The 17,719-nt window shown below is 57.9% G+C and carries 17 protein-coding genes; 10 read left to right on the top strand and 7 right to left on the bottom strand.

Going from position 1 to position 17,719, the window contains the following annotated elements:
- Positions 1–27: 27 nt before the first annotated feature.
- The gene (locus AACY36_RS00815; protein ID WP_339418274.1) at positions 28–762 is read right to left on the bottom strand and encodes a LexA family transcriptional regulator; all 735 of its coding nucleotides are present in this window, start codon (positions 760–762) and stop codon (positions 28–30) included.
- A 210-nt stretch (positions 763–972) separates the two neighbouring features.
- Here AACY36_RS00815 and mutS point away from each other — a divergent pair, with 210 nt between their 5' ends.
- A complete protein-coding gene (mutS, locus tag AACY36_RS00820) occupies positions 973–3,564 on the top strand; it encodes a DNA mismatch repair protein MutS (protein ID WP_339418276.1) in 2,592 nt (863 codons plus the stop codon).
- A gap of 142 nt (positions 3,565–3,706) precedes the next feature.
- Entirely contained in the window at positions 3,707–4,030 is a 324-nt protein-coding gene (fdxA, locus tag AACY36_RS00825) for a ferredoxin FdxA (protein WP_065872510.1), read from the top strand.
- 493 nt (positions 4,031–4,523) lie between these two features.
- Here the strand turns inward: fdxA and apbC are convergent, their stop codons facing one another.
- A complete protein-coding gene (gene apbC / locus AACY36_RS00830; RefSeq protein ID WP_339418279.1) occupies positions 4,524–5,618 on the bottom strand; it encodes an iron-sulfur cluster carrier protein ApbC in 1,095 nt (364 codons plus the stop codon).
- Positions 5,619–5,790: 172 nt separating this feature from the next.
- Between apbC and metG the strand changes: the two genes are divergently transcribed.
- The 4 genes from metG (at position 5,791) to AACY36_RS00850 (ending at position 9,905) form a co-directional block, all read left to right on the top strand.
- A complete protein-coding gene (metG, locus tag AACY36_RS00835; RefSeq protein WP_339418281.1) occupies positions 5,791–7,842 on the top strand; it encodes a methionine--tRNA ligase in 2,052 nt (683 codons plus the stop codon).
- Between the two features lie 48 nt (positions 7,843–7,890).
- Positions 7,891–8,910: an electron transport complex subunit RsxB gene (gene rsxB, locus AACY36_RS00840; protein WP_339418283.1), complete on the top strand. Its 1,020-nt coding sequence runs from the start codon at positions 7,891–7,893 to the stop codon at positions 8,908–8,910.
- Positions 8,911–8,976: 66 nt separating this feature from the next.
- Positions 8,977–9,615, top strand: coding sequence for an endonuclease III (gene nth, locus AACY36_RS00845; RefSeq protein WP_339418284.1), 639 nt, complete (start codon positions 8,977–8,979; stop codon positions 9,613–9,615).
- Between the two features lie 107 nt (positions 9,616–9,722).
- Positions 9,723–9,905, top strand: coding sequence for a PA3496 family putative envelope integrity protein (locus tag AACY36_RS00850; protein ID WP_049709748.1), 183 nt, complete (start codon positions 9,723–9,725; stop codon positions 9,903–9,905).
- 84 nt (positions 9,906–9,989) lie between these two features.
- Here AACY36_RS00850 and AACY36_RS00855 read toward each other — a convergent pair whose 3' ends face one another.
- From AACY36_RS00855 to AACY36_RS00865, 3 genes are all read right to left on the bottom strand, one after another.
- Positions 9,990–10,622 (bottom strand): response regulator transcription factor, encoded by a 633-nt coding sequence (locus AACY36_RS00855; RefSeq protein ID WP_010212736.1) that lies wholly within the window; start codon positions 10,620–10,622, stop codon positions 9,990–9,992.
- A 625-nt stretch (positions 10,623–11,247) separates the two neighbouring features.
- Positions 11,248–12,465 (bottom strand): argininosuccinate synthase, encoded by a 1,218-nt coding sequence (locus AACY36_RS00860; protein WP_339418288.1) that lies wholly within the window; start codon positions 12,463–12,465, stop codon positions 11,248–11,250.
- 142 nt (positions 12,466–12,607) lie between these two features.
- The gene (locus tag AACY36_RS00865) at positions 12,608–13,516 is read right to left on the bottom strand and encodes a flagellar protein MotY (protein WP_339496679.1); all 909 of its coding nucleotides are present in this window, start codon (positions 13,514–13,516) and stop codon (positions 12,608–12,610) included.
- Positions 13,517–13,672: 156 nt separating this feature from the next.
- Here AACY36_RS00865 and pyrC point away from each other — a divergent pair, with 156 nt between their 5' ends.
- Both pyrC and rnt read left to right on the top strand, forming a co-directional pair.
- On the top strand, positions 13,673–14,719 hold the full coding sequence (gene pyrC, locus AACY36_RS00870; protein ID WP_339418290.1) for a dihydroorotase: 1,047 nt from the start codon (positions 13,673–13,675) through the stop codon (positions 14,717–14,719).
- Entirely contained in the window at positions 14,716–15,387 is a 672-nt protein-coding gene (gene rnt / locus AACY36_RS00875) for a ribonuclease T (RefSeq protein ID WP_339418291.1), read from the top strand. The genes pyrC and rnt overlap by 4 nt, the downstream gene beginning before the upstream one ends.
- Before the next feature lie 75 nt (positions 15,388–15,462).
- On the opposite strand, the gene AACY36_RS00880 is transcribed toward rnt, so the two are convergent.
- On the bottom strand, positions 15,463–16,065 hold the full coding sequence (locus AACY36_RS00880; protein WP_003172097.1) for a peroxiredoxin: 603 nt from the start codon (positions 16,063–16,065) through the stop codon (positions 15,463–15,465).
- Between the two features lie 243 nt (positions 16,066–16,308).
- Here AACY36_RS00880 and AACY36_RS00885 point away from each other — a divergent pair, with 243 nt between their 5' ends.
- Entirely contained in the window at positions 16,309–16,527 is a 219-nt protein-coding gene (locus AACY36_RS00885) for a bacterioferritin-associated ferredoxin (protein ID WP_339418292.1), read from the top strand.
- Positions 16,528–16,728: 201 nt separating this feature from the next.
- A complete protein-coding gene (gene bfr / locus AACY36_RS00890; protein ID WP_065872518.1) occupies positions 16,729–17,199 on the top strand; it encodes a bacterioferritin in 471 nt (156 codons plus the stop codon).
- A gap of 154 nt (positions 17,200–17,353) precedes the next feature.
- Here bfr and grxD read toward each other — a convergent pair whose 3' ends face one another.
- Positions 17,354–17,692, bottom strand: coding sequence for a Grx4 family monothiol glutaredoxin (grxD, locus tag AACY36_RS00895; RefSeq protein ID WP_339417852.1), 339 nt, complete (start codon positions 17,690–17,692; stop codon positions 17,354–17,356).
- Between the last annotated feature and the right edge of the window lie 27 nt (positions 17,693–17,719).

Consider the following 17,719-nt stretch of genomic DNA (forward strand, 5'->3'; position numbering starts at 1 on the left):
TGGCGGGCTTCGTCTTACGTGAGGAGGTTAACGGGCGTACATGCCCCACCAGAATACATGGCCGAGAATGCTGATCTGCTCATCTTGGATATCCTGAAAACTGTAGTCCTCATCCGGATGCTCATCACGGTTGAAACTGCGCAGGCGAATCCCGGAAGGCAGGCGATAGAGCTGTTTCACGCGCAGTTGGCCATTGTGATTGATGGCATACAAGTCGCCATCGATGATGTCACCAATGCCACTCTTGCCCGCATTCACCCCAACCGTCGCGCCATCACGCAACACCGGCAACATGCTGTTGCCGCGCACCGTCACACACTTGGCCTGGTCGAACTGGACACCGTTATGCCGCAGGCTGCGCTTACCGAATCGCAGGCTGGCCTTCTCACTTTCCTCGATGACGAATCTTCCTGATCCAGCAGCCAATTCAACCTCGCGCAGAAAGGGGATCGACACCTCGTCATCATTAACGGGCGTGTCGTCGTCCCACAGGCTTATGTCCTTGAGTTCCGAATGCATCGGGTCGCGCCCGTCATCGCGCAAAGCCCCCACCGCCGCGCGGCCGCGCAGTTGGTCGGTGCTCACGCGGAAGTACTCGGCGATGCGCGAGATGTGCTTGTCCGACGGATCAACGATCTTGCCGCTGAGGATCCGGGACAACGTGGATTGAGGCACGCCGGTACGCCGGTGAAGCTCCGTGGGGGAGATCCGGTCGCGGTCCAGCAGCTCGCGTAAGACGATAGAAACGTTGCGTTTTTGCATAACGGGGATAGTGACGGGAGTTTTTGGGGCTGGCAAATGCTAATTTGCATTCTTATGCATAAATCATGCATTTACCAGTCCGACCTACCTATCTTGATGTGGACTGCGAACCCCCGACCTCGCGTGTTAACCTTGCGCCCATTGCAAAATCAGCTGGGCCGAGCGCCCCACCTTTGCCCTATCACTTTCAACGAATTTGCCTATTACCTAATGAGTAAAAACACCTCCGATCTGTCCTCCCACACCCCCATGATGCAGCAGTACTGGCGCCTGAAAAACCAGCACCCTGATCAGTTGATGTTCTATCGCATGGGCGACTTCTACGAGATCTTCTACGAAGACGCGAAAAAGGCCGCCAAATTGCTGGACATCACCCTGACCGCGCGCGGGCAGTCGGCGGGGCAGTCGATTCCAATGTGTGGGATTCCTTACCATTCGTTGGAAGGCTACCTGGTCAAGCTGGTGAAACTGGGCGAGTCGGTGGTGATCTGTGAGCAGATCGGCGATCCGGCGACCAGTAAAGGGCCAGTTGAGCGTCAGGTGGTGCGCATTATTACGCCGGGGACGGTGAGCGATGAAGCGCTGCTGGATGAGCGTCGCGATAACCTGATCGCCGCGGTGCTGGGTGATGAGCGTCTGTTCGGGCTTTCGGTGCTGGATATCACCAGTGGCAACTTCACTGTGCTGGAGATCAAGGGCTGGGAGAATCTGCTGGCGGAGTTGGAGCGCATCAATCCGGTGGAGTTGTTGATTCCGGATGATTGGCCGAAGGACCTGCCAGCGGAAAAACGTCGTGGGACCAAACGTCGTGCCCCGTGGGATTTTGAGCGTGACTCGGCGTTGAAAAGTCTGTGCCAGCAATTCTCGGTGCAGGACCTCAAAGGCTTCGGCTGCGAAACCCTGACCCTGGCCATTGGTGCCGCCGGTTGCTTGCTTGGCTATGCCAAGGAAACCCAGCGCACGGCCCTGCCGCATTTGCGTAGCCTGCGCCATGAGCGTCTGGACGACACCGTTGTGCTCGATGGTGCGAGCCGTCGCAACCTGGAGTTGGACACCAACCTGGCCGGCGGGCGCGATAACACCCTGCAATCGGTGGTTGACCGTTGCCAGACCGCCATGGGCAGCCGTTTGCTGACCCGTTGGCTGAACCGTCCGTTGCGGGATTTGAGCGTGCTGCAAGCGCGTCAGTCGTCTATTACCTGCCTGCTGGACGGCTATCGCTTTGAAAAGCTGCAGCCGCAGTTGAAGGAAATCGGCGATATAGAGCGCATTCTGGCGCGGATCGGCCTGCGCAACGCGCGCCCGCGTGACTTGGCGCGTCTGCGCGATGCCCTCGGCGCCTTGCCGCAACTGCAAGTAGCGATGACTGAACTGGATACGCCGCACCTGCAACAGCTTGCGGTAACCGCTGGCACCTACCCGGAACTGGCGACGCTGTTGGAAAAAGCCATCATCGACAACCCGCCCGCGATCATCCGCGACGGTGGCGTATTGAAGACCGGTTACGACAGCGAGCTGGATGAACTGCAATCCCTGAGCGAAAACGCCGGGCAGTTCCTGATTGACCTGGAAGCCCGCGAAAAAGCCCGCACCGGCCTGGCCAACCTGAAAGTCGGCTATAACCGCGTGCATGGCTACTTTATTGAGTTGCCCAGCAAGCAGGCCGAGTCGGCACCTATCGACTATCAACGTCGCCAGACCCTCAAGGGTGCTGAGCGTTTTATCACGCCGGAGCTGAAAGAATTCGAAGACAAGGCGCTGTCGGCCAAGAGCCGCGCCTTGGCTCGGGAAAAAATGCTCTACGAAGCGTTGCTGGAAGACTTGATCAGCCAACTGGCGCCGCTGCAGGACACCGCCGCCGCCCTGGCCGAACTGGACGTGCTGAGCAACCTGGCCGAACGTGCGCTGAACCTTGACCTGAACTGCCCGCGTTTTGTCAGCGAGCCGTGCATGCGTATCGTGCAAGGTCGCCACCCTGTTGTAGAGCAGGTGCTGACCACCCCCTTCGTCGCCAACGACCTGTCGCTGGACGACGACACCCGCATGCTGGTCATCACCGGTCCGAACATGGGCGGTAAATCCACCTATATGCGTCAGACCGCCTTGATTGTGTTGCTCGCACATATCGGCAGTTTTGTCCCGGCCGCGAGTTGCGAGCTGTCACTGGTTGATCGCATTTTCACCCGGATCGGTTCCAGCGATGACCTGGCCGGTGGCCGTTCGACCTTTATGGTGGAAATGAGCGAAACCGCCAATATTTTGCACAACGCCACCGAACGCAGCCTGGTATTGATGGACGAAGTGGGACGCGGTACGAGCACCTTCGACGGCCTGTCCCTGGCCTGGGCGGCGGCCGAGCGCCTGGCGCATTTGCGCGCCTACACGCTGTTCGCCACCCACTATTTCGAACTGACCGTTCTACCGGAAAGCGAACCACTGGTGGCCAACGTGCACTTGAACGCCACCGAGCACAACGAGCGCATCGTGTTCCTGCACCATGTGTTGCCGGGGCCTGCCAGCCAGAGTTACGGCTTGGCCGTGGCACAACTGGCCGGTGTGCCGAACGATGTGATCACCCGCGCTCGCGAACACCTCAGCCGGCTGGAAACCACGGCGCTGCCCCATGAAACCGTGGTCGCCAGCGCTGCCAAAACCTCCAACAAGCCGGCCGCGCCGCACCAGAGCGATATGTTCGCGAGCCTGCCCCATCCGGTACTGGATGAGCTGGCAAAGCTTGACCTGGACGACTTGACGCCGCGAAAAGCGTTGGAATTGCTCTATGCACTGAAGACACGGGTCTAACGCAGACGCTTGCAAGCTGATATTATCTCGCGCGGTTTGGGATGCTGCGGGCGTTTAGCCTGGCCTGCAGATTATCGCTCCCGAACCTCGCGAACCCCGCCATAAGGGGTTTCGCTGCCGCCGCCTGAGGAGAAAATTAGAAATGACCTTCGTCGTCACCGACAACTGCATCAAGTGCAAGTACACCGACTGCGTAGAAGTGTGTCCGGTGGACTGCTTCTACGAAGGCCCGAATTTCCTGGTTATCCACCCGGATGAGTGCATCGATTGCGCCCTGTGTGAGCCTGAATGCCCGGCCGTCGCTATTTTCTCCGAGGATGAAGTCCCGGCAGAGATGCAGCAATTTATTCAGTTGAACGTCGAGCTGGCGGAAATCTGGCCGAACATCACTGAGCGCAAGGACCCGATGCCGGACGCAGCGGAGTGGGATGGCAAAAAAGGTAAGATTGCAGAGCTCGAACGCTAATAGCGTCGCCCCCCTAAAAGGCCCCTTGCGGGCCTTTTTGCGTTTCTGGATGGCGGGTTTCACTTTTCTACAGACAAAAAAAAGGGGCGGTATGACCCGCCCACATTTTTTCCCTAGTCCCTTTATTCCTTTTCATCATCCTGATGAGTCGCATCCTGCGACGTTCCTTCAACCATCGTTCCTTGATGGCTGTGCCAATCCGTGGACACAGGGCTGATGTTAGAGAGTTCCAAAGAAAGTTCAACGGCATCTAACCCATTGGCTGGCAGGCTCTCGCGGGCACCATGAAATAATTAATTGTTATATTTCAATCAGATAGAGAAAGCTCTCGAAGAACTGGGCCGCACAAGACGGGTAAAAAAACCAATCGCTTACGAAAAAGTAAGTAAATGCTTACACGACCAATTGCGTAAATGCGTAACCGCCACCGCTTGACCGCCCTCCAGACATGAGAAAGCCCCGACAGGGTCGAGGCCTTTTCCCTGCATCACCCTCAGTCGTCGCTGACGGTAATAGTCGGCATGGCCGGTGCTGCTGCTTCCTGCAGGACGATTCGCGCGCCGACGTGACGTGCGAGTTCCTGATAGATCATGGCGACCGGGCTATCCGGTTCGGCTACTACGGTGGGCTTGCCGCCGTCCGCCTGCTCACGGATCAGCATTGACAGCGGCAACGAGGCCAACAGCTCCACACCGTATTGAGTCGCCAGTTTCTCGCCACCGCCCTCACCAAACAGATGCTCGGCGTGGCCGCAGTTGGAGCAGATATGCACCGCCATGTTCTCAACCACGCCCAGCACCGGGATATTGACCTTGCGGAACATCTCCACGCCTTTTTTCGCGTCGAGCAGCGCTAGGTCCTGGGGGGTGGTGACAATCACCGCGCCGGCCACCGGGACTTTCTGCGCCAGGGTTAGCTGGATATCGCCGGTGCCTGGCGGCATGTCGATCACCAGGTAATCCAGATCACCCCAAGCGGTCTGGGTGACCAGTTGCAGCAACGCGCCGGAAACCATCGGCCCGCGCCAGACCATCGGCGTGTTGTCATCGGTGAGGAAAGCCATGGACATCACTTCCACGCCCAAGGATTCGATAGGCACGAACCACTTCTGGTCCTTGACCTTCGGCCGAGTGCCTTCGGTAATGCCGAACATCACACCTTGGCTAGGGCCATAGATATCGGCGTCGAGAATGCCCACGCGCGCACCTTCACGAGCCAGGGCCAGCGCCAGGTTGGCCGCCGTAGTGGACTTACCCACGCCGCCCTTGCCGGACGCCACGGCGACAACGTTCTTGACGTTGGCCAGGCCCGGAATCTGCGCCTGGGCCTTGTGCGCGGCGATCACGCATTGAATGTCGACCTTGGCCGACCGTACGCCGTCCAGGCCTTCGATGGCCATTTGCAGCATCTGCGCCCAACCGCTCTTGAAAAGGCCTGCGGCATAGCCCAATTCCAACTGGACCGACACCTGGTCGCCGCGGACTTCGACGGCGCGCACACAGCCGGAGCTGACCGGGTCCTGGTTCAAATAGGGGTCGGTGTACTGGCGAAGAACGGCTTCCACCGCTGCGCGATTGACGGCGCTCATGGGCTACTCCCGAAAAAAGACTGACTGAAACAGGCGGCTATCCTAACCGTTCCAGCCGCCCAACGGCATGCTTTCGCAGGTTCGGAAGATTCTGAAACGGCGCCACGGGGTGAAATATATTTCCCGGCGCTTTATAGTGGCCGACCTCCGTTTCATCAAGTAGCCGAGCCCCATGTCCGAGCCACGCAAGATTCTCGTCACCAGCGCCCTGCCCTATGCCAATGGTTCGATCCATCTTGGCCATATGCTTGAGTACATCCAGACCGATATGTGGGTGCGCTTCCAGAAGCATCGCGGCAACCAATGCATTTATGTCTGCGCGGACGACGCCCACGGTTCGGCCATCATGTTGCGCGCCGAAAAGGAAGGCATCACCCCGGAACAACTGATCGCCAACGTGCAGGCTGAACACAGCGCCGACTTTGCCGAGTTCCTGGTGGATTTCGACAACTTCCACTCAACCCACTCCGACGAAAACCGCGAGCTGTCGAGCCAGATCTACCTGCGCTTGAAAGACGCCGGACACATTGCCCAGCGTTCGATCACGCAGTATTTCGATCCGGAAAAGAAAATGTTCCTGGCCGACCGCTTCATCAAGGGCACCTGCCCGAAATGCGGCACCGAAGACCAGTACGGTGACAACTGCGAAAAATGCGGTGCTACTTATGCACCGACTGACTTGAAGGATCCGAAGTCGGCGATCTCCGGCGCCACGCCGGTGCTCAAGGATTCCCAGCACTTCTTCTTCAAGCTCCCGGATTTCCAGCAGATGCTGCAAACCTGGACGCGCAGCGGCACGCTGCAGGACGCCGTCGCCAACAAGATCGCCGAATGGCTGGATGCCGGCTTGCAGCAGTGGGACATCTCCCGCGACGCGCCGTACTTCGGCTTCGAGATCCCGGGCGAGCCGGGCAAGTACTTCTATGTGTGGCTGGACGCGCCGATCGGCTACATGGCCAGCTTCAAGAACCTGTGTGATCGCACGCCTGAGCTGGACTTCGATGCCTTCTGGGCCAAGGATTCCACCGCCGAGCTGTACCACTTCATCGGCAAGGATATCGTCAACTTCCACGCCCTGTTCTGGCCGGCGATGCTTGAAGGTTCGGGCTACCGCAAGCCAACCGGCATCGCGGTGCACGGCTACCTGACGGTCAATGGCCAGAAGATGTCCAAGTCCCGTGGCACCTTTATCAAGGCGCGCACCTACCTGGACCACCTGTCGCCGGAATACCTGCGCTACTACTACGCCTCCAAGCTGGGCCGTGGCGTCGATGACCTCGACCTGAACCTGGAAGACTTCGTACAGAAGGTCAACTCGGACCTGGTCGGCAAGGTCGTCAACATCGCCAGCCGTTGCGCCGGGTTTATCCACAAGGGTAACGCCGGTGTACTGGTGGCCGAGAACGCCGCGCCGGAACTGACGGAAGCGTTCCTGGCCGCTGCGCCAAGCATCGCCGACGCCTATGAAGCCCGCGACTTTGCCCGCGCGATGCGCGAGATCATGGGCCTGGCCGACCGCGCCAACGCGTGGATCGCCGACAAGGCGCCGTGGTCGCTGAACAAGCAGGAAGGCAAACAGGCAGAAGTCCAGGCGATCTGCGCCACGGGCATCAACCTGTTCCGCCAACTGGTGATTTTCCTCAAGCCGGTGCTGCCATTGTTGGCCGCGGATGCCGAGGCGTTCCTCAATGTGGCGCCGCTGACCTGGAATGATCACGCCAGCCTGCTCAGCAACCATCAGTTGAACGAGTTCAAGCCCCTGATGACCCGTATCGACCCGGTTAAAGTCCAGGCCATGACCGACGCTTCGAAAGAAGACCTGGTCGCCAGCCAGACCGACACCGGCTCGGCTGCGCCAGCCGGCAACGGTGAGCTGGCCAAAGACCCGATCTCGCCGGAAATCGACTTTGATGCCTTCGCTGCCGTGGACCTGCGTGTCGCGCTGATCGTCAAGGCTGAAGCCGTGGAAGGCGCCGACAAGTTGCTGCGCCTCACACTGGACATCGGTGACGAGCAACGCAATGTGTTCTCCGGGATCAAGAGCGCTTATCCAGACCCGTCCAAGCTCGACGGTCGCCTGACCATGATGATCGCCAACCTCAAGCCACGGAAAATGAAGTTCGGTATTTCCGAAGGCATGGTCATGGCGGCCGGCCCTGGCGGCGAAGAGATCTACCTGCTGAGCCCTGACAGCGGCGCCAAGCCGGGTCAACGGATCAAGTAAGCCTATGGGCCTGCTGCAAGCGAATTAGGTCTACTGTAGGAGCCCGGCTTGCCGGGCGCCTACAAATCCACAACGCACCCGTTCGCTCAATGGCATGCCAATGATAACCCCATGAATCTGATTAAACGTATCGACGCGCTGCTGCCGCAAACCCAGTGCGGCAAATGCGGGCATCCCGGCTGCACACCTTACGCCGAGGGTATTGCTCAAGGCGAGGCGATTAACAAGTGCCCGCCTGGCGGACAGGAGACCATTGCTGGCCTTGCGCAACTACTGCGTGTGCCCGTGCTGGAACTGGATACGAGCCGTGGGGAAGCTGCGGCCCAGATCGCCTATATTCGCGAGGCCGAGTGCATCGGCTGTACCAAATGCATCCAAGCCTGCCCGGTGGATGCCATTGTTGGCGCTGCCAAGCTGATGCACACCGTGCTCATCGACGAGTGCACCGGTTGCGACCTCTGCGTTGCACCATGCCCTGTAGACTGCATTGAAATGCGCCCGACAGCCACCGTATTGCCAATTGTCGGCGGCCTGGCCGCCAATGATCAGCAACGCCATGAACGAGGGCTCAAGCGCGATCGCGCAAGACGGCGTTATGAACAACGCAATGCGCGGCTGCAGCGGGAAGAATCGCAAAAACTCGCCGAACGCCTGGCTCGGGTCAAACGCCCAGTACCGGCTTTACCTGTAGAGGTCGGTACCGCGCAGGATGCGGCGATCAAAAAAGCTAAAATCACGGTCGCAATGAGTCGCGCCCAACTGCATAAATCCTTGAAGGCTTTCGGTCACCCGCCAACCTATGAACAACAGTCGCAGTTGATCGTCCTGCAGCAGCAGTACGAAGCGGCAGAACAAGCGCTGGCGACCCTGGAACCGGGCACCGCATCGAAGGCCGTCGGTACGACCATGAATATCGCCGACCTGAAACGCGCCAAAATCCAGCTGGCGATGCGCCGTGCGGCATTGAAGAAAGCCCAGGACCTGAACGCCGACTCGCAGCAAATGGCCGAGGCACAACACAACCTCGATGAGGCGCAGCGCCAAGTGGATGCCCATGGCAAGATCTGATCCGCAAAAACCTGCTGTGTGTATTGCTACAATCCCGCCGACCGACTCCTAGGAACGCCCCACCCCATGAACGCCGCAAAACGCCTGGAAATTTTCCGCAGGCTTCACGAAGACAATCCGGAACCCAAGACCGAACTGGCTTACACCACGCCGTTCGAGTTGCTGATTGCGGTGATCCTGTCGGCACAATCCACCGACGTCGGCGTCAACAAGGCCACGGCGAAGCTGTATCCCGTGGCGAACACGCCGGAAGCGATGTATGCCCTGGGTGTGGACGGGTTATCGGAGTACATCAAGACCATTGGCCTGTACAACAGCAAAGCCAAGAACGTTATCGAGACATGCCGCCTGCTGGTCGAGCGGCATGGCAGCCAAGTGCCGCAAACCCGTGAGGAACTGGAAGACCTGCCGGGCGTTGGCCGTAAGACCGCTAACGTGGTGCTCAACACCGCATTCCGGCAACTGGCCATGGCCGTGGACACCCACATATTCCGGGTCAGCAACCGCACCGGTATAGCCCGCGGGAAGAACGTGGTGGAGGTGGAAAAGCAGCTGATGAAGTTCGTGCCCAAGCCCTATCTGCTGGACTCCCACCACTGGCTGATCCTTCACGGGCGCTATGTTTGTCAGGCTCGCAAGCCACGCTGCGGCAGCTGTCGCATCGAAGACTTGTGCGAATACAAGGAAAAGACGTCCGACGATTGAGGGATCATTGCTTTTCTCAATCAGTCGATTGAAAAAATCTTTTTTACCGGATCATGGATTATCGTTATAAGGGGCGCCAACGGCAGTCTTAGCCCGGAGTGAACCTTATGAGCACTGGCAAAGAACAACTGGAAGTGGAAGACGACCTCGTTGAATCGGATGACGATGTGGTCGAGGCACCAGTGGCAGAGGTCGCCAAGACCAATTTGAGCAAACGCCGCACCATCGACAACCTTCTGGAAGAACGACGCTTGCAAAAACAGCTGGCCGATTACGACTTCGATCTCTAATCGAGCGGTCGACGGCCGGAAGCCTCCCTCACGGAGGCTTTTTTCTGCCGTTTATCCAAGCAATACGTGGTGCACTGCCCTCTTCTATACCAAGCCGTTGCGCTGGGCCAGTTCAATCAGGTCTACGAGGGAGCGTGCGTTCAGCTTGAGCAGCAAACGTGTCTTGTAGGTGCTGACGGTCTTGTTGCTGAGGAACATACCGTCGGCGATCTCCTTGTTGGTTCGACCCCTGGCCAACTGCTGCAATACCATCATTTCCCGTCCCGACAGGCGCTCGACCATATCAGCCTCACTGGCATTACCCATGGTGGAGCGTACCGAGTTGAGCGCCTGATTCGGGAAGTAGCTGTAGCCCGACAAGACCGCCTTGATCGCACTCAGCAGCTCGGTCAGGTCCTGTTGCTTGCACACGTAGCCGGCAGCCCCCGCCTGCATGCAGCGCATGGAGAAATGGCCAGGGGCCTGGGACGTAAGCACCAACACCTTGAACGGCGCGGGTTGTTTGGTAGAGGAAAGCCGGCAAATAACTTCCAGGCCATCAAGTTTGGGGATCCCAATATCCAGTATGACAATGTCCGGCATATGCTCTCGCGCAAGTTGCAACGCATCGACACCGTTATCGGTCTCGGCAACGACCTCATAACCATGACGTTCCATTAGCATACGCACAGCAAGACGAATGACGGGATGATCATCCACGATCAGCACTTTATTCATGAGAAAGTCCAATTTCGCTGTTCGAATTATTTAGAGCAAGCACAATAGCCTAGTCGTTTACTAGTTGGCATAGCATTCCCCCCCAAGCATTAGCAAGCAGAGACCCAACCCACAGCGATAAAGGAATTGCCCTACAAAAAAACGCCGTCTCAGATGTATCCAGTTTTATGGATCCTTTCAGAACTTTCCGGGGACTTACATACTTTGAGCGAAATATCCATGGCGTATGGGGGACAGGGTAAACGCGCCACACGCAACTCTCAGGAAATGCCCCTTGCCTCTGGCCCGCCGCCGAGGAAACCGGCAAGAAAAAACGGGTCGATTTAGTTCCATTCAACATATCCACTTACTTCCATATTTCCTACAGACCATTCTGCGTTTTATATATTCACGGCACTTACATGAGTGAATTTTCTGTAAGACCAGTTCCTACGCAGATGTAAAAAATTCATTCCCCCTACAAACTTTCAACGACAGTTCATTCAAGACCATCACTTGTGAGAGACCTCGGCAAAAAAACATCAACACATGTTTAAGCGCTATAAACACTCCAAGAGCCGACAAAACCCTAGGCAAAAAAAATGGCCCCTTGTACAAGGGGCCATTCTTCACAGCGCACGCAAACTTAGAACAACGAGCGACCTTTGTTGGCCGCAATGCGCATGCGCAATGCATTCAACTTGATAAAGCCTGCTGCGTCCGCCTGGTTGTAGGCGCCGCCGTCTTCTTCGAAAGTGGCGATGTTGGCGTCGAACAGCGAGTCATCGGACTTGCGACCGGTCACAATCACATTGCCCTTGTACAGCTTCAGGCGCACAACGCCGTTCACATGGGCCTGGGAAGCGTCGATCATTTGTTGCAGCAGCAGACGCTCAGGGCTCCACCAGTAGCCGGTGTAGATCAGGCTGGCGTACTTGGGCATCAACTCGTCTTTGAGGTGAGCCACTTCGCGGTCCAGGGTGATGGACTCGATGGCGCGGTGGGCACGCAGCATGATGGTGCCACCCGGGGTTTCGTAGCAGCCACGGGACTTCATGCCCACGTAGCGGTTCTCGACGATGTCGAGACGGCCGATGCCGTGTTCGCCACCGATACGGTTCAGGGTCGCCAGTACGGTGGCCGGGGTCATTTCGACGCCGTCCAGCGCGACGATGTCGCCGTTGCGGTAGGTCAGTTCCAGGTATTGGGCTTTGTCAGGAGCGTTCTCTGGGGAGACGGTCCATTTCCACATGTCTTCTTCGTGTTCGGTCCAAGTGTCTTCCAGCACGCCGCCTTCATAGGAGATGTGCAGCAAGTTGGCGTCCATCGAGTACGGGGACTTCTTCTTGCCATGACGCTCGATCGGGATCGCGTGCTTTTCAGCGTAATCCATCAGCTTTTCACGGGACAGCAGGTCCCATTCACGCCAAGGAGCAATCACTTTCACGCCAGGCTTGAGCGCATAGGCGCCCAGTTCGAAACGCACCTGGTCGTTGCCCTTGCCGGTAGCACCATGGGAAATGGCGTCGGCGCCGGTTTCGTTGGCGATTTCGATCAGGCGCTTGGCGATCAGCGGACGTGCGATGGAAGTACCCAGCAGGTACTCGCCTTCGTAGACAGTGTTGGCGCGAAACATCGGGAAAACGAAATCGCGGACGAATTCTTCGCGCAGGTCATCAATGTAGATCTCTTTCACGCCCATGGCTTGCGCCTTGGCACGTGCAGGTTCGACCTCTTCGCCCTGACCCAGGTCAGCGGTGAAGGTCACCACTTCACAGTTATAAGTATCCTGCAGCCACTTGAGGATCACCGAAGTGTCCAGGCCGCCGGAATACGCGAGAACGACCTTGTTTACGTCGGCCATGCCATCACTCCACGGGGTTGTACGGAAAGGCATCGATTCTACCGATCAAAACCGTGAATTTACAGGGGCGCGACAGCAAATGAAGATAAAGCGACAGATTATGTCGAGCGAGCGACCGATGGTCGCACCTTATGCCGCCACTTCATGACGTGTGCGCAGGGTTGCTCGGGCCGGCTGCCTGGGGCGCCGGTTTCTCGGGGGCTGCCACGCGCTCCAGCTGGATATTGACCCGACGGTTGCGCGCCCGGTTAGCCGCATTGGTATTGGGCGCCAGCGGGTAGCTTTCGCCATGAAAGCGCAGGGTGACCTGGGATTCCTGGATGCCATTGGCCTTGAAGTAGTCCATCACCGCCAAGGCGCGGCGGCGCGAGACATCACGGTTGGTCAGGCGGTTGCCACTATTGTCCGAATGGCCATTGAGCTCTATGTGGTTGACGGTGGGGTCGGCTTTCAGGAACGCGAGAATCACGTCGAGTTTCTTCTTGGCCGCCGCGTCCAGCTCAATGCCGCCACCTGGGAATCCGACTTCGGTCTGTTTGACCTGATCGTAATTCATCGGCAACAGCTTGGTAGTACACACCTGGTAGTCGTTGTAAGCCTTGTTGAATTTGACCGGCAACAGGCGGATTTCCGAGTAGCCGCCTTCACGTCCGTAATGGCGAACGGTCGGGCTACGCCCTTCCAGCAAGCCATTGAACAAGCGCCCAGCCTGGGCCTGGGAGCTGTTGAACAACACGTCGCCACTGCCGGCACGCACGGCGCCGAGGTTGATATCACCTCGCCCCGGCTGCCAAGGGGCGGCGGCGGCCAGCAACGTGGCCGAGCCCCCACCCAGCGAGCCGTTATAGGCTTTGAGACGAAACGTCGCCTGCTCGCCAGCCCGGCGCACGAACTCACCCGAACCGAAGTCGGTGATCGGCTGGGTCAGGCGGCACTCGAACTGGTCCCCTTCTACCTTCCACTCAATATTCTCCAGACGTGTCTGGAACGTGAGGGCCACCGCAGGCAGGCTGGCGAACACACTGAGCAGGGCTAGATAATGCTGGCGCACGGGAGGCTCCACTGGTTTCTACAACACTTCAAAGCGTCATACATCGATAAGGCATACGAAAGGCTATCGGTTGCCTCCTGCAAAACTTGATAGCGAGTGCCTGCAAGAGTCTTTTCCGGTAGCATTCCCACCAGATTGACCCGCCTGGAATCCCCAATGTCCGACCGCCTGACCCTGCTGCGTCCCGACGACTGGCATATTCATCTTCGCGATGGTGCTGCGTTACCCCACACCGTGGCCGATGTAGCGCGTACCTTTGGCCGCGCCATCATCATGCCTAACCTGGTACCTCCGGTGCGTAACGCCGAGCAAGCCGATGCCTATCGACAGCGAATCCTCGCTGCACGGCCGGCCGGCAGCCGCTTCGAACCGTTGATGGTGCTTTATCTCACCGACCGCACCCAGCCCGAAGAAATTCGCGAGGCCAAGGCCAGCGGTTTCGTGCACGCCGCCAAGCTGTACCCGGCGGGCGCGACCACCAACTCCGACTCCGGCGTGACCAGTATCGACAAGATCCTGCCAGCCATCGAAGCCATGGCCGAAGTCGGCATGCCGCTGTTGATCCACGGTGAAGTCACCCGTGGCGACGTGGACGTGTTCGACCGCGAGAAGATCTTCATCGACGAACACATGCGCCGTGTGGTCGAGCTGTTCCCGACCCTGAAGGTCGTGTTCGAGCACATCACCACCGCCGATGCTGTGCAGTTCGTCACCGAGGCCTCGGGCAACGTCGGCGCGACCATCACTGCGCATCACCTGCTGTACAACCGCAACCACATGTTGGTGGGCGGGATTCGGCCGCACTTCTATTGCCTGCCGATCCTCAAGCGCAACACCCACCAGGTGGCCTTGCTGGATGCTGCGACCAGCGGCAACCCGAAGTTCTTCCTCGGCACCGATTCCGCCCCACACGCCCAGCACGCCAAAGAAGCGGCGTGCGGCTGTGCCGGTTGCTACACCGCATACGCTGCCATCGAGCTTTACGCCGAGGCGTTCGAACAGCGCAACGCGCTGGACAAGCTCGAAGCGTTCGCCAGCCTCAACGGCCCGCGCTTCTACGGCCTGCCGGTAAATACCGACCGCATTACCCTGGTTCGTGAAGACTGGACCGTCCCTGCCAGCCTGCCGTTTGGCGAGCTGACTGTTATCCCGCTGCGCGCCGGTGAAACACTGCGCTGGCGCCTGCTGGAGGAAAGCAAGTGAGTGAAGACCATTACGACGACGAACATGAGCACAGTGGTGGCGGTTCCCGTCACCCGATGGCCGAGCGGTTTCGCGGTTATCTGCCAGTAGTCATCGACGTAGAAACCGGTGGTTTCAATTGCGCCACCGACGCGCTGCTGGAAATCGCCGCGACCACCATCGGCATGGATGAACAGGGTTTTGTGTTCGCGGAACACACCCACTTCTTCCGTGTCGAGCCGTTCGAAGGTGCCAACATCGAAGCGGCCGCCCTGGAGTTCACCGGGATCAAGCTCGATCACCCACTGCGCATGGCGGTGAGTGAAGAAGCGGCGCTGACCGATATCTTCCGCGGCGTGCGCAAGGCGTTGAAGGCCAATGGCTGCAAGCGCGCGATTCTGGTCGGCCATAACAGTAGCTTCGACCTGGGCTTCCTGAACGCCGCCGTGACGCGGTTGGACATGAAGCGCAACCCGTTCCACCCGTTCTCCAGCTTTGACACCGCGACCCTCGCCGGCCTGGCTTATGGCCAGACGGTGTTGGCAAAAGCCTGCCAGGCAGCCGGTATCGACTTTGACGGGCGTGAGGCCCATTCGGCCCGCTACGACACCGAGAAAACCGCCGAACTGTTCTGCGGCATCGTCAACCGCTGGAAGCAGATGGGCGGCTGGGAAGACTTCAACGACTGAAATCTCACTACAGCCGTTTCCCGCGTATAAAAAAACCGGCCTTCTCAGGCCGGTTTTTTTCACCGTGAAACTGGCTTACAGCTTGCCAGCGTTCTCGGTCAGGTAAGCCGCAACGCCTTCTGGCGAAGCATTCATGCCTTTGTCGCCTTTTTTCCAGTTGGCAGGGCAGACTTCGCCATGCTCTTCGTGGAATTGCAGTGCGTCGACCAGGCGGATCAGCTCTTCCATGTTACGGCCCAGTGGCAGGTCGTTGATGATCTGGGAACGAACAACGCCCTTGTCATCGATCAGGAATGCGCCACGGAACGCTACGCCGCCTTCGGACTCAACGTCGTAGGCCTTGGCGATGTCGTGCTTCATGTCGGCAGCCATGGTGTATTTGACTTTGCCGATGCCGCCATCGTTGATGGCGGTGTTGCGCCAGGCGTTGTGGGTGAAATGGGAGTCGATGGAAACGGCTACCACTTCAACGTTGCGCGCCTTGAAGTCGTCCATGCGGTGGTCCAGAGCAATCAGCTCCGAAGGGCAGACGAAGGTGAAGTCCAGCGGGTAGAAGAATACCAGGCCATATTTGCCTTTGATGGCTTCAGACAGTTTGAAGCTGTCAACGATTTCGCCATTGCCGAGAACGGCTGGAACGTCGAAATCCGGGGCTTGTTTGCCGACGAGTACGCTCATTGGGTATCTCCTGATGTAAGGGTGACGATTGAAGTAAAAGGACCGGCCCTGAGTCTGCCGTTTATAAGCGACAGCCCTGTGACGCAGTCACGCTTCGTGAAGACCGGCCATCATACACTGAAAAAACCGTTCGTCAGTGCGGGCGCGATGCCAGCAAATAACCGACGAATCTACTTTGACAATCATTCTCGTTAACATTAAGATCCATCGCACTTAAGCCTTAACCCGCGATGGTTCTCCCTTATGTATGTGTGCCTCTGTACTGGCGTCACCGACGGAAAAATCCGCGAAGCAATCTACGAAGGTTGCTGCAGCTACAAGGAAGTACGTGAAACCACCGGTGTGGCCAGCCAGTGTGGCAAATGTGCTTGCCTCGCCAAGCAAGTGGTACGGGAAACCCTGACGCAGCTGCAGACAGCCCAGGCCGCGCTCCCCTATTCAGCAGAATTTACACACGCCTGATTTGGCGTGTTTTAAAGAACCGGACTTAGTGTTCGGTTTTTTTATGCCCGGAATTCAATTAGTTAGCGCCAAGACGCGGAACACAAACATTCTTATTCCGATTAATTTTCATTTATTATTCAATAACTTAGGTTTGACACTAGGGATTGCGCCGCTCAAACTCCGCTCTATATACAGCTATTACAGGGCAGGACCCCAGTCATGAAAGGCGACATCTCAGTCATCCAGCAACTCAACAAAATCCTTGCCAATGAACTGGTCGCGATCAATCAGTATTTTCTGCATGCGCGTATGTACGACGATTGGGGCCTGGAAAAGCTGGGCAAGCGTGAATACAAAGAATCGATCAAGGCCATGAAGGACGCTGACGCGCTGATCAAACGCATCCTGTTCCTGGAAGGCCTGCCGAACGTGCAGGACCTGGGCAAGCTGAACATCGGCGAACACACCCAGGAAATGATCAGCAGCGACCTTGGTTTTGAGCGCAAGAGCCACAGCGACCTCAAGGCCGCCATTGCTCACTGCGAACTGACCGGCGACTACGGTAGCCGTGAACTGCTGGAAGATATCCTAGAAGACCAGGAAGAACATATCGACTGGCTGGAAACCCAACTGGGCCTGATCGACAAAGTCAGCCTGGAAAACTACCTGCAATCGCAGATGGGTGAATAACCCTCAGGTAACAGGTACAAAAAAGCCCCGCTCTCTTACGAGAAGCGGGGCTTTTTATTGAACGGCAGATTGCAGGAGCTGCTTGCCAGCGATAGCGTCCGAAAGTACGACGCCAGGCTGTGGGGCCAATCGCCGGCAAGCCGGCTCCTGCAGATCAGGCGTCAGCCTTGGCCGCGGCGTTCACCGCTGCCTCTTTGATCAGCGCCTGCAACGAACCGTCTGCGGCCATTTCAGTGATGATATCGCTACCGCCGACCAGCTCACCGGCGACCCACAGTTGTGGGAACGTAGGCCAGTTGGCGTACTTCGGCAGGTTGGCGCGGATTTCAGGGTTTTGCAGGATATCCACGTAAGCGAATTTCTCGCCACACGCCATGATGGCCTGCGACGCCTTCGCGGAGAAACCGCACTGAGGAGCGTTTGGCGCGCCCTTCATGTAAAGCAGAATGGTGTTGGCAGCAATCTGCTCTTTGATCGTTTCGATGATATCCATGGAACACCTCGGCTGGAACTTTGCGAC

Origin of the sequence: Pseudomonas sp. EA_15y_Pfl1_P101 (assembly GCF_963970835.1) — a bacterium.
Taxonomy (GTDB): Bacteria; Pseudomonadota; Gammaproteobacteria; order Pseudomonadales; family Pseudomonadaceae; genus Aquipseudomonas; species Aquipseudomonas tritici.

Coding starts and splice junctions, on each gene's coding strand:
- AACY36_RS00815 (WP_339418274.1), bottom strand. CDS start 762: ATGCAAAAACGCAACGTTTCTATCGTCTTACGCGAGCTGCTGGACCGC.
- mutS (WP_339418276.1), top strand. CDS start 973: ATGAGTAAAAACACCTCCGATCTGTCCTCCCACACCCCCATGATGCAG.
- fdxA (WP_065872510.1), top strand. CDS start 3,707: ATGACCTTCGTCGTCACCGACAACTGCATCAAGTGCAAGTACACCGAC.
- apbC (WP_339418279.1), bottom strand. CDS start 5,618: ATGAGCGCCGTCAATCGCGCAGCGGTGGAAGCCGTTCTTCGCCAGTAC.
- metG (WP_339418281.1), top strand. CDS start 5,791: ATGTCCGAGCCACGCAAGATTCTCGTCACCAGCGCCCTGCCCTATGCC.
- nth (WP_339418284.1), top strand. CDS start 8,977: ATGAACGCCGCAAAACGCCTGGAAATTTTCCGCAGGCTTCACGAAGAC.
- AACY36_RS00850 (WP_049709748.1), top strand. CDS start 9,723: ATGAGCACTGGCAAAGAACAACTGGAAGTGGAAGACGACCTCGTTGAA.
- AACY36_RS00855 (WP_010212736.1), bottom strand. CDS start 10,622: ATGAATAAAGTGCTGATCGTGGATGATCATCCCGTCATTCGTCTTGCT.
- AACY36_RS00860 (WP_339418288.1), bottom strand. CDS start 12,465: ATGGCCGACGTAAACAAGGTCGTTCTCGCGTATTCCGGCGGCCTGGAC.
- pyrC (WP_339418290.1), top strand. CDS start 13,673: ATGTCCGACCGCCTGACCCTGCTGCGTCCCGACGACTGGCATATTCAT.
- AACY36_RS00880 (WP_003172097.1), bottom strand. CDS start 16,065: ATGAGCGTACTCGTCGGCAAACAAGCCCCGGATTTCGACGTTCCAGCC.
- AACY36_RS00885 (WP_339418292.1), top strand. CDS start 16,309: ATGTATGTGTGCCTCTGTACTGGCGTCACCGACGGAAAAATCCGCGAA.
- bfr (WP_065872518.1), top strand. CDS start 16,729: ATGAAAGGCGACATCTCAGTCATCCAGCAACTCAACAAAATCCTTGCC.
- grxD (WP_339417852.1), bottom strand. CDS start 17,692: ATGGATATCATCGAAACGATCAAAGAGCAGATTGCTGCCAACACCATT.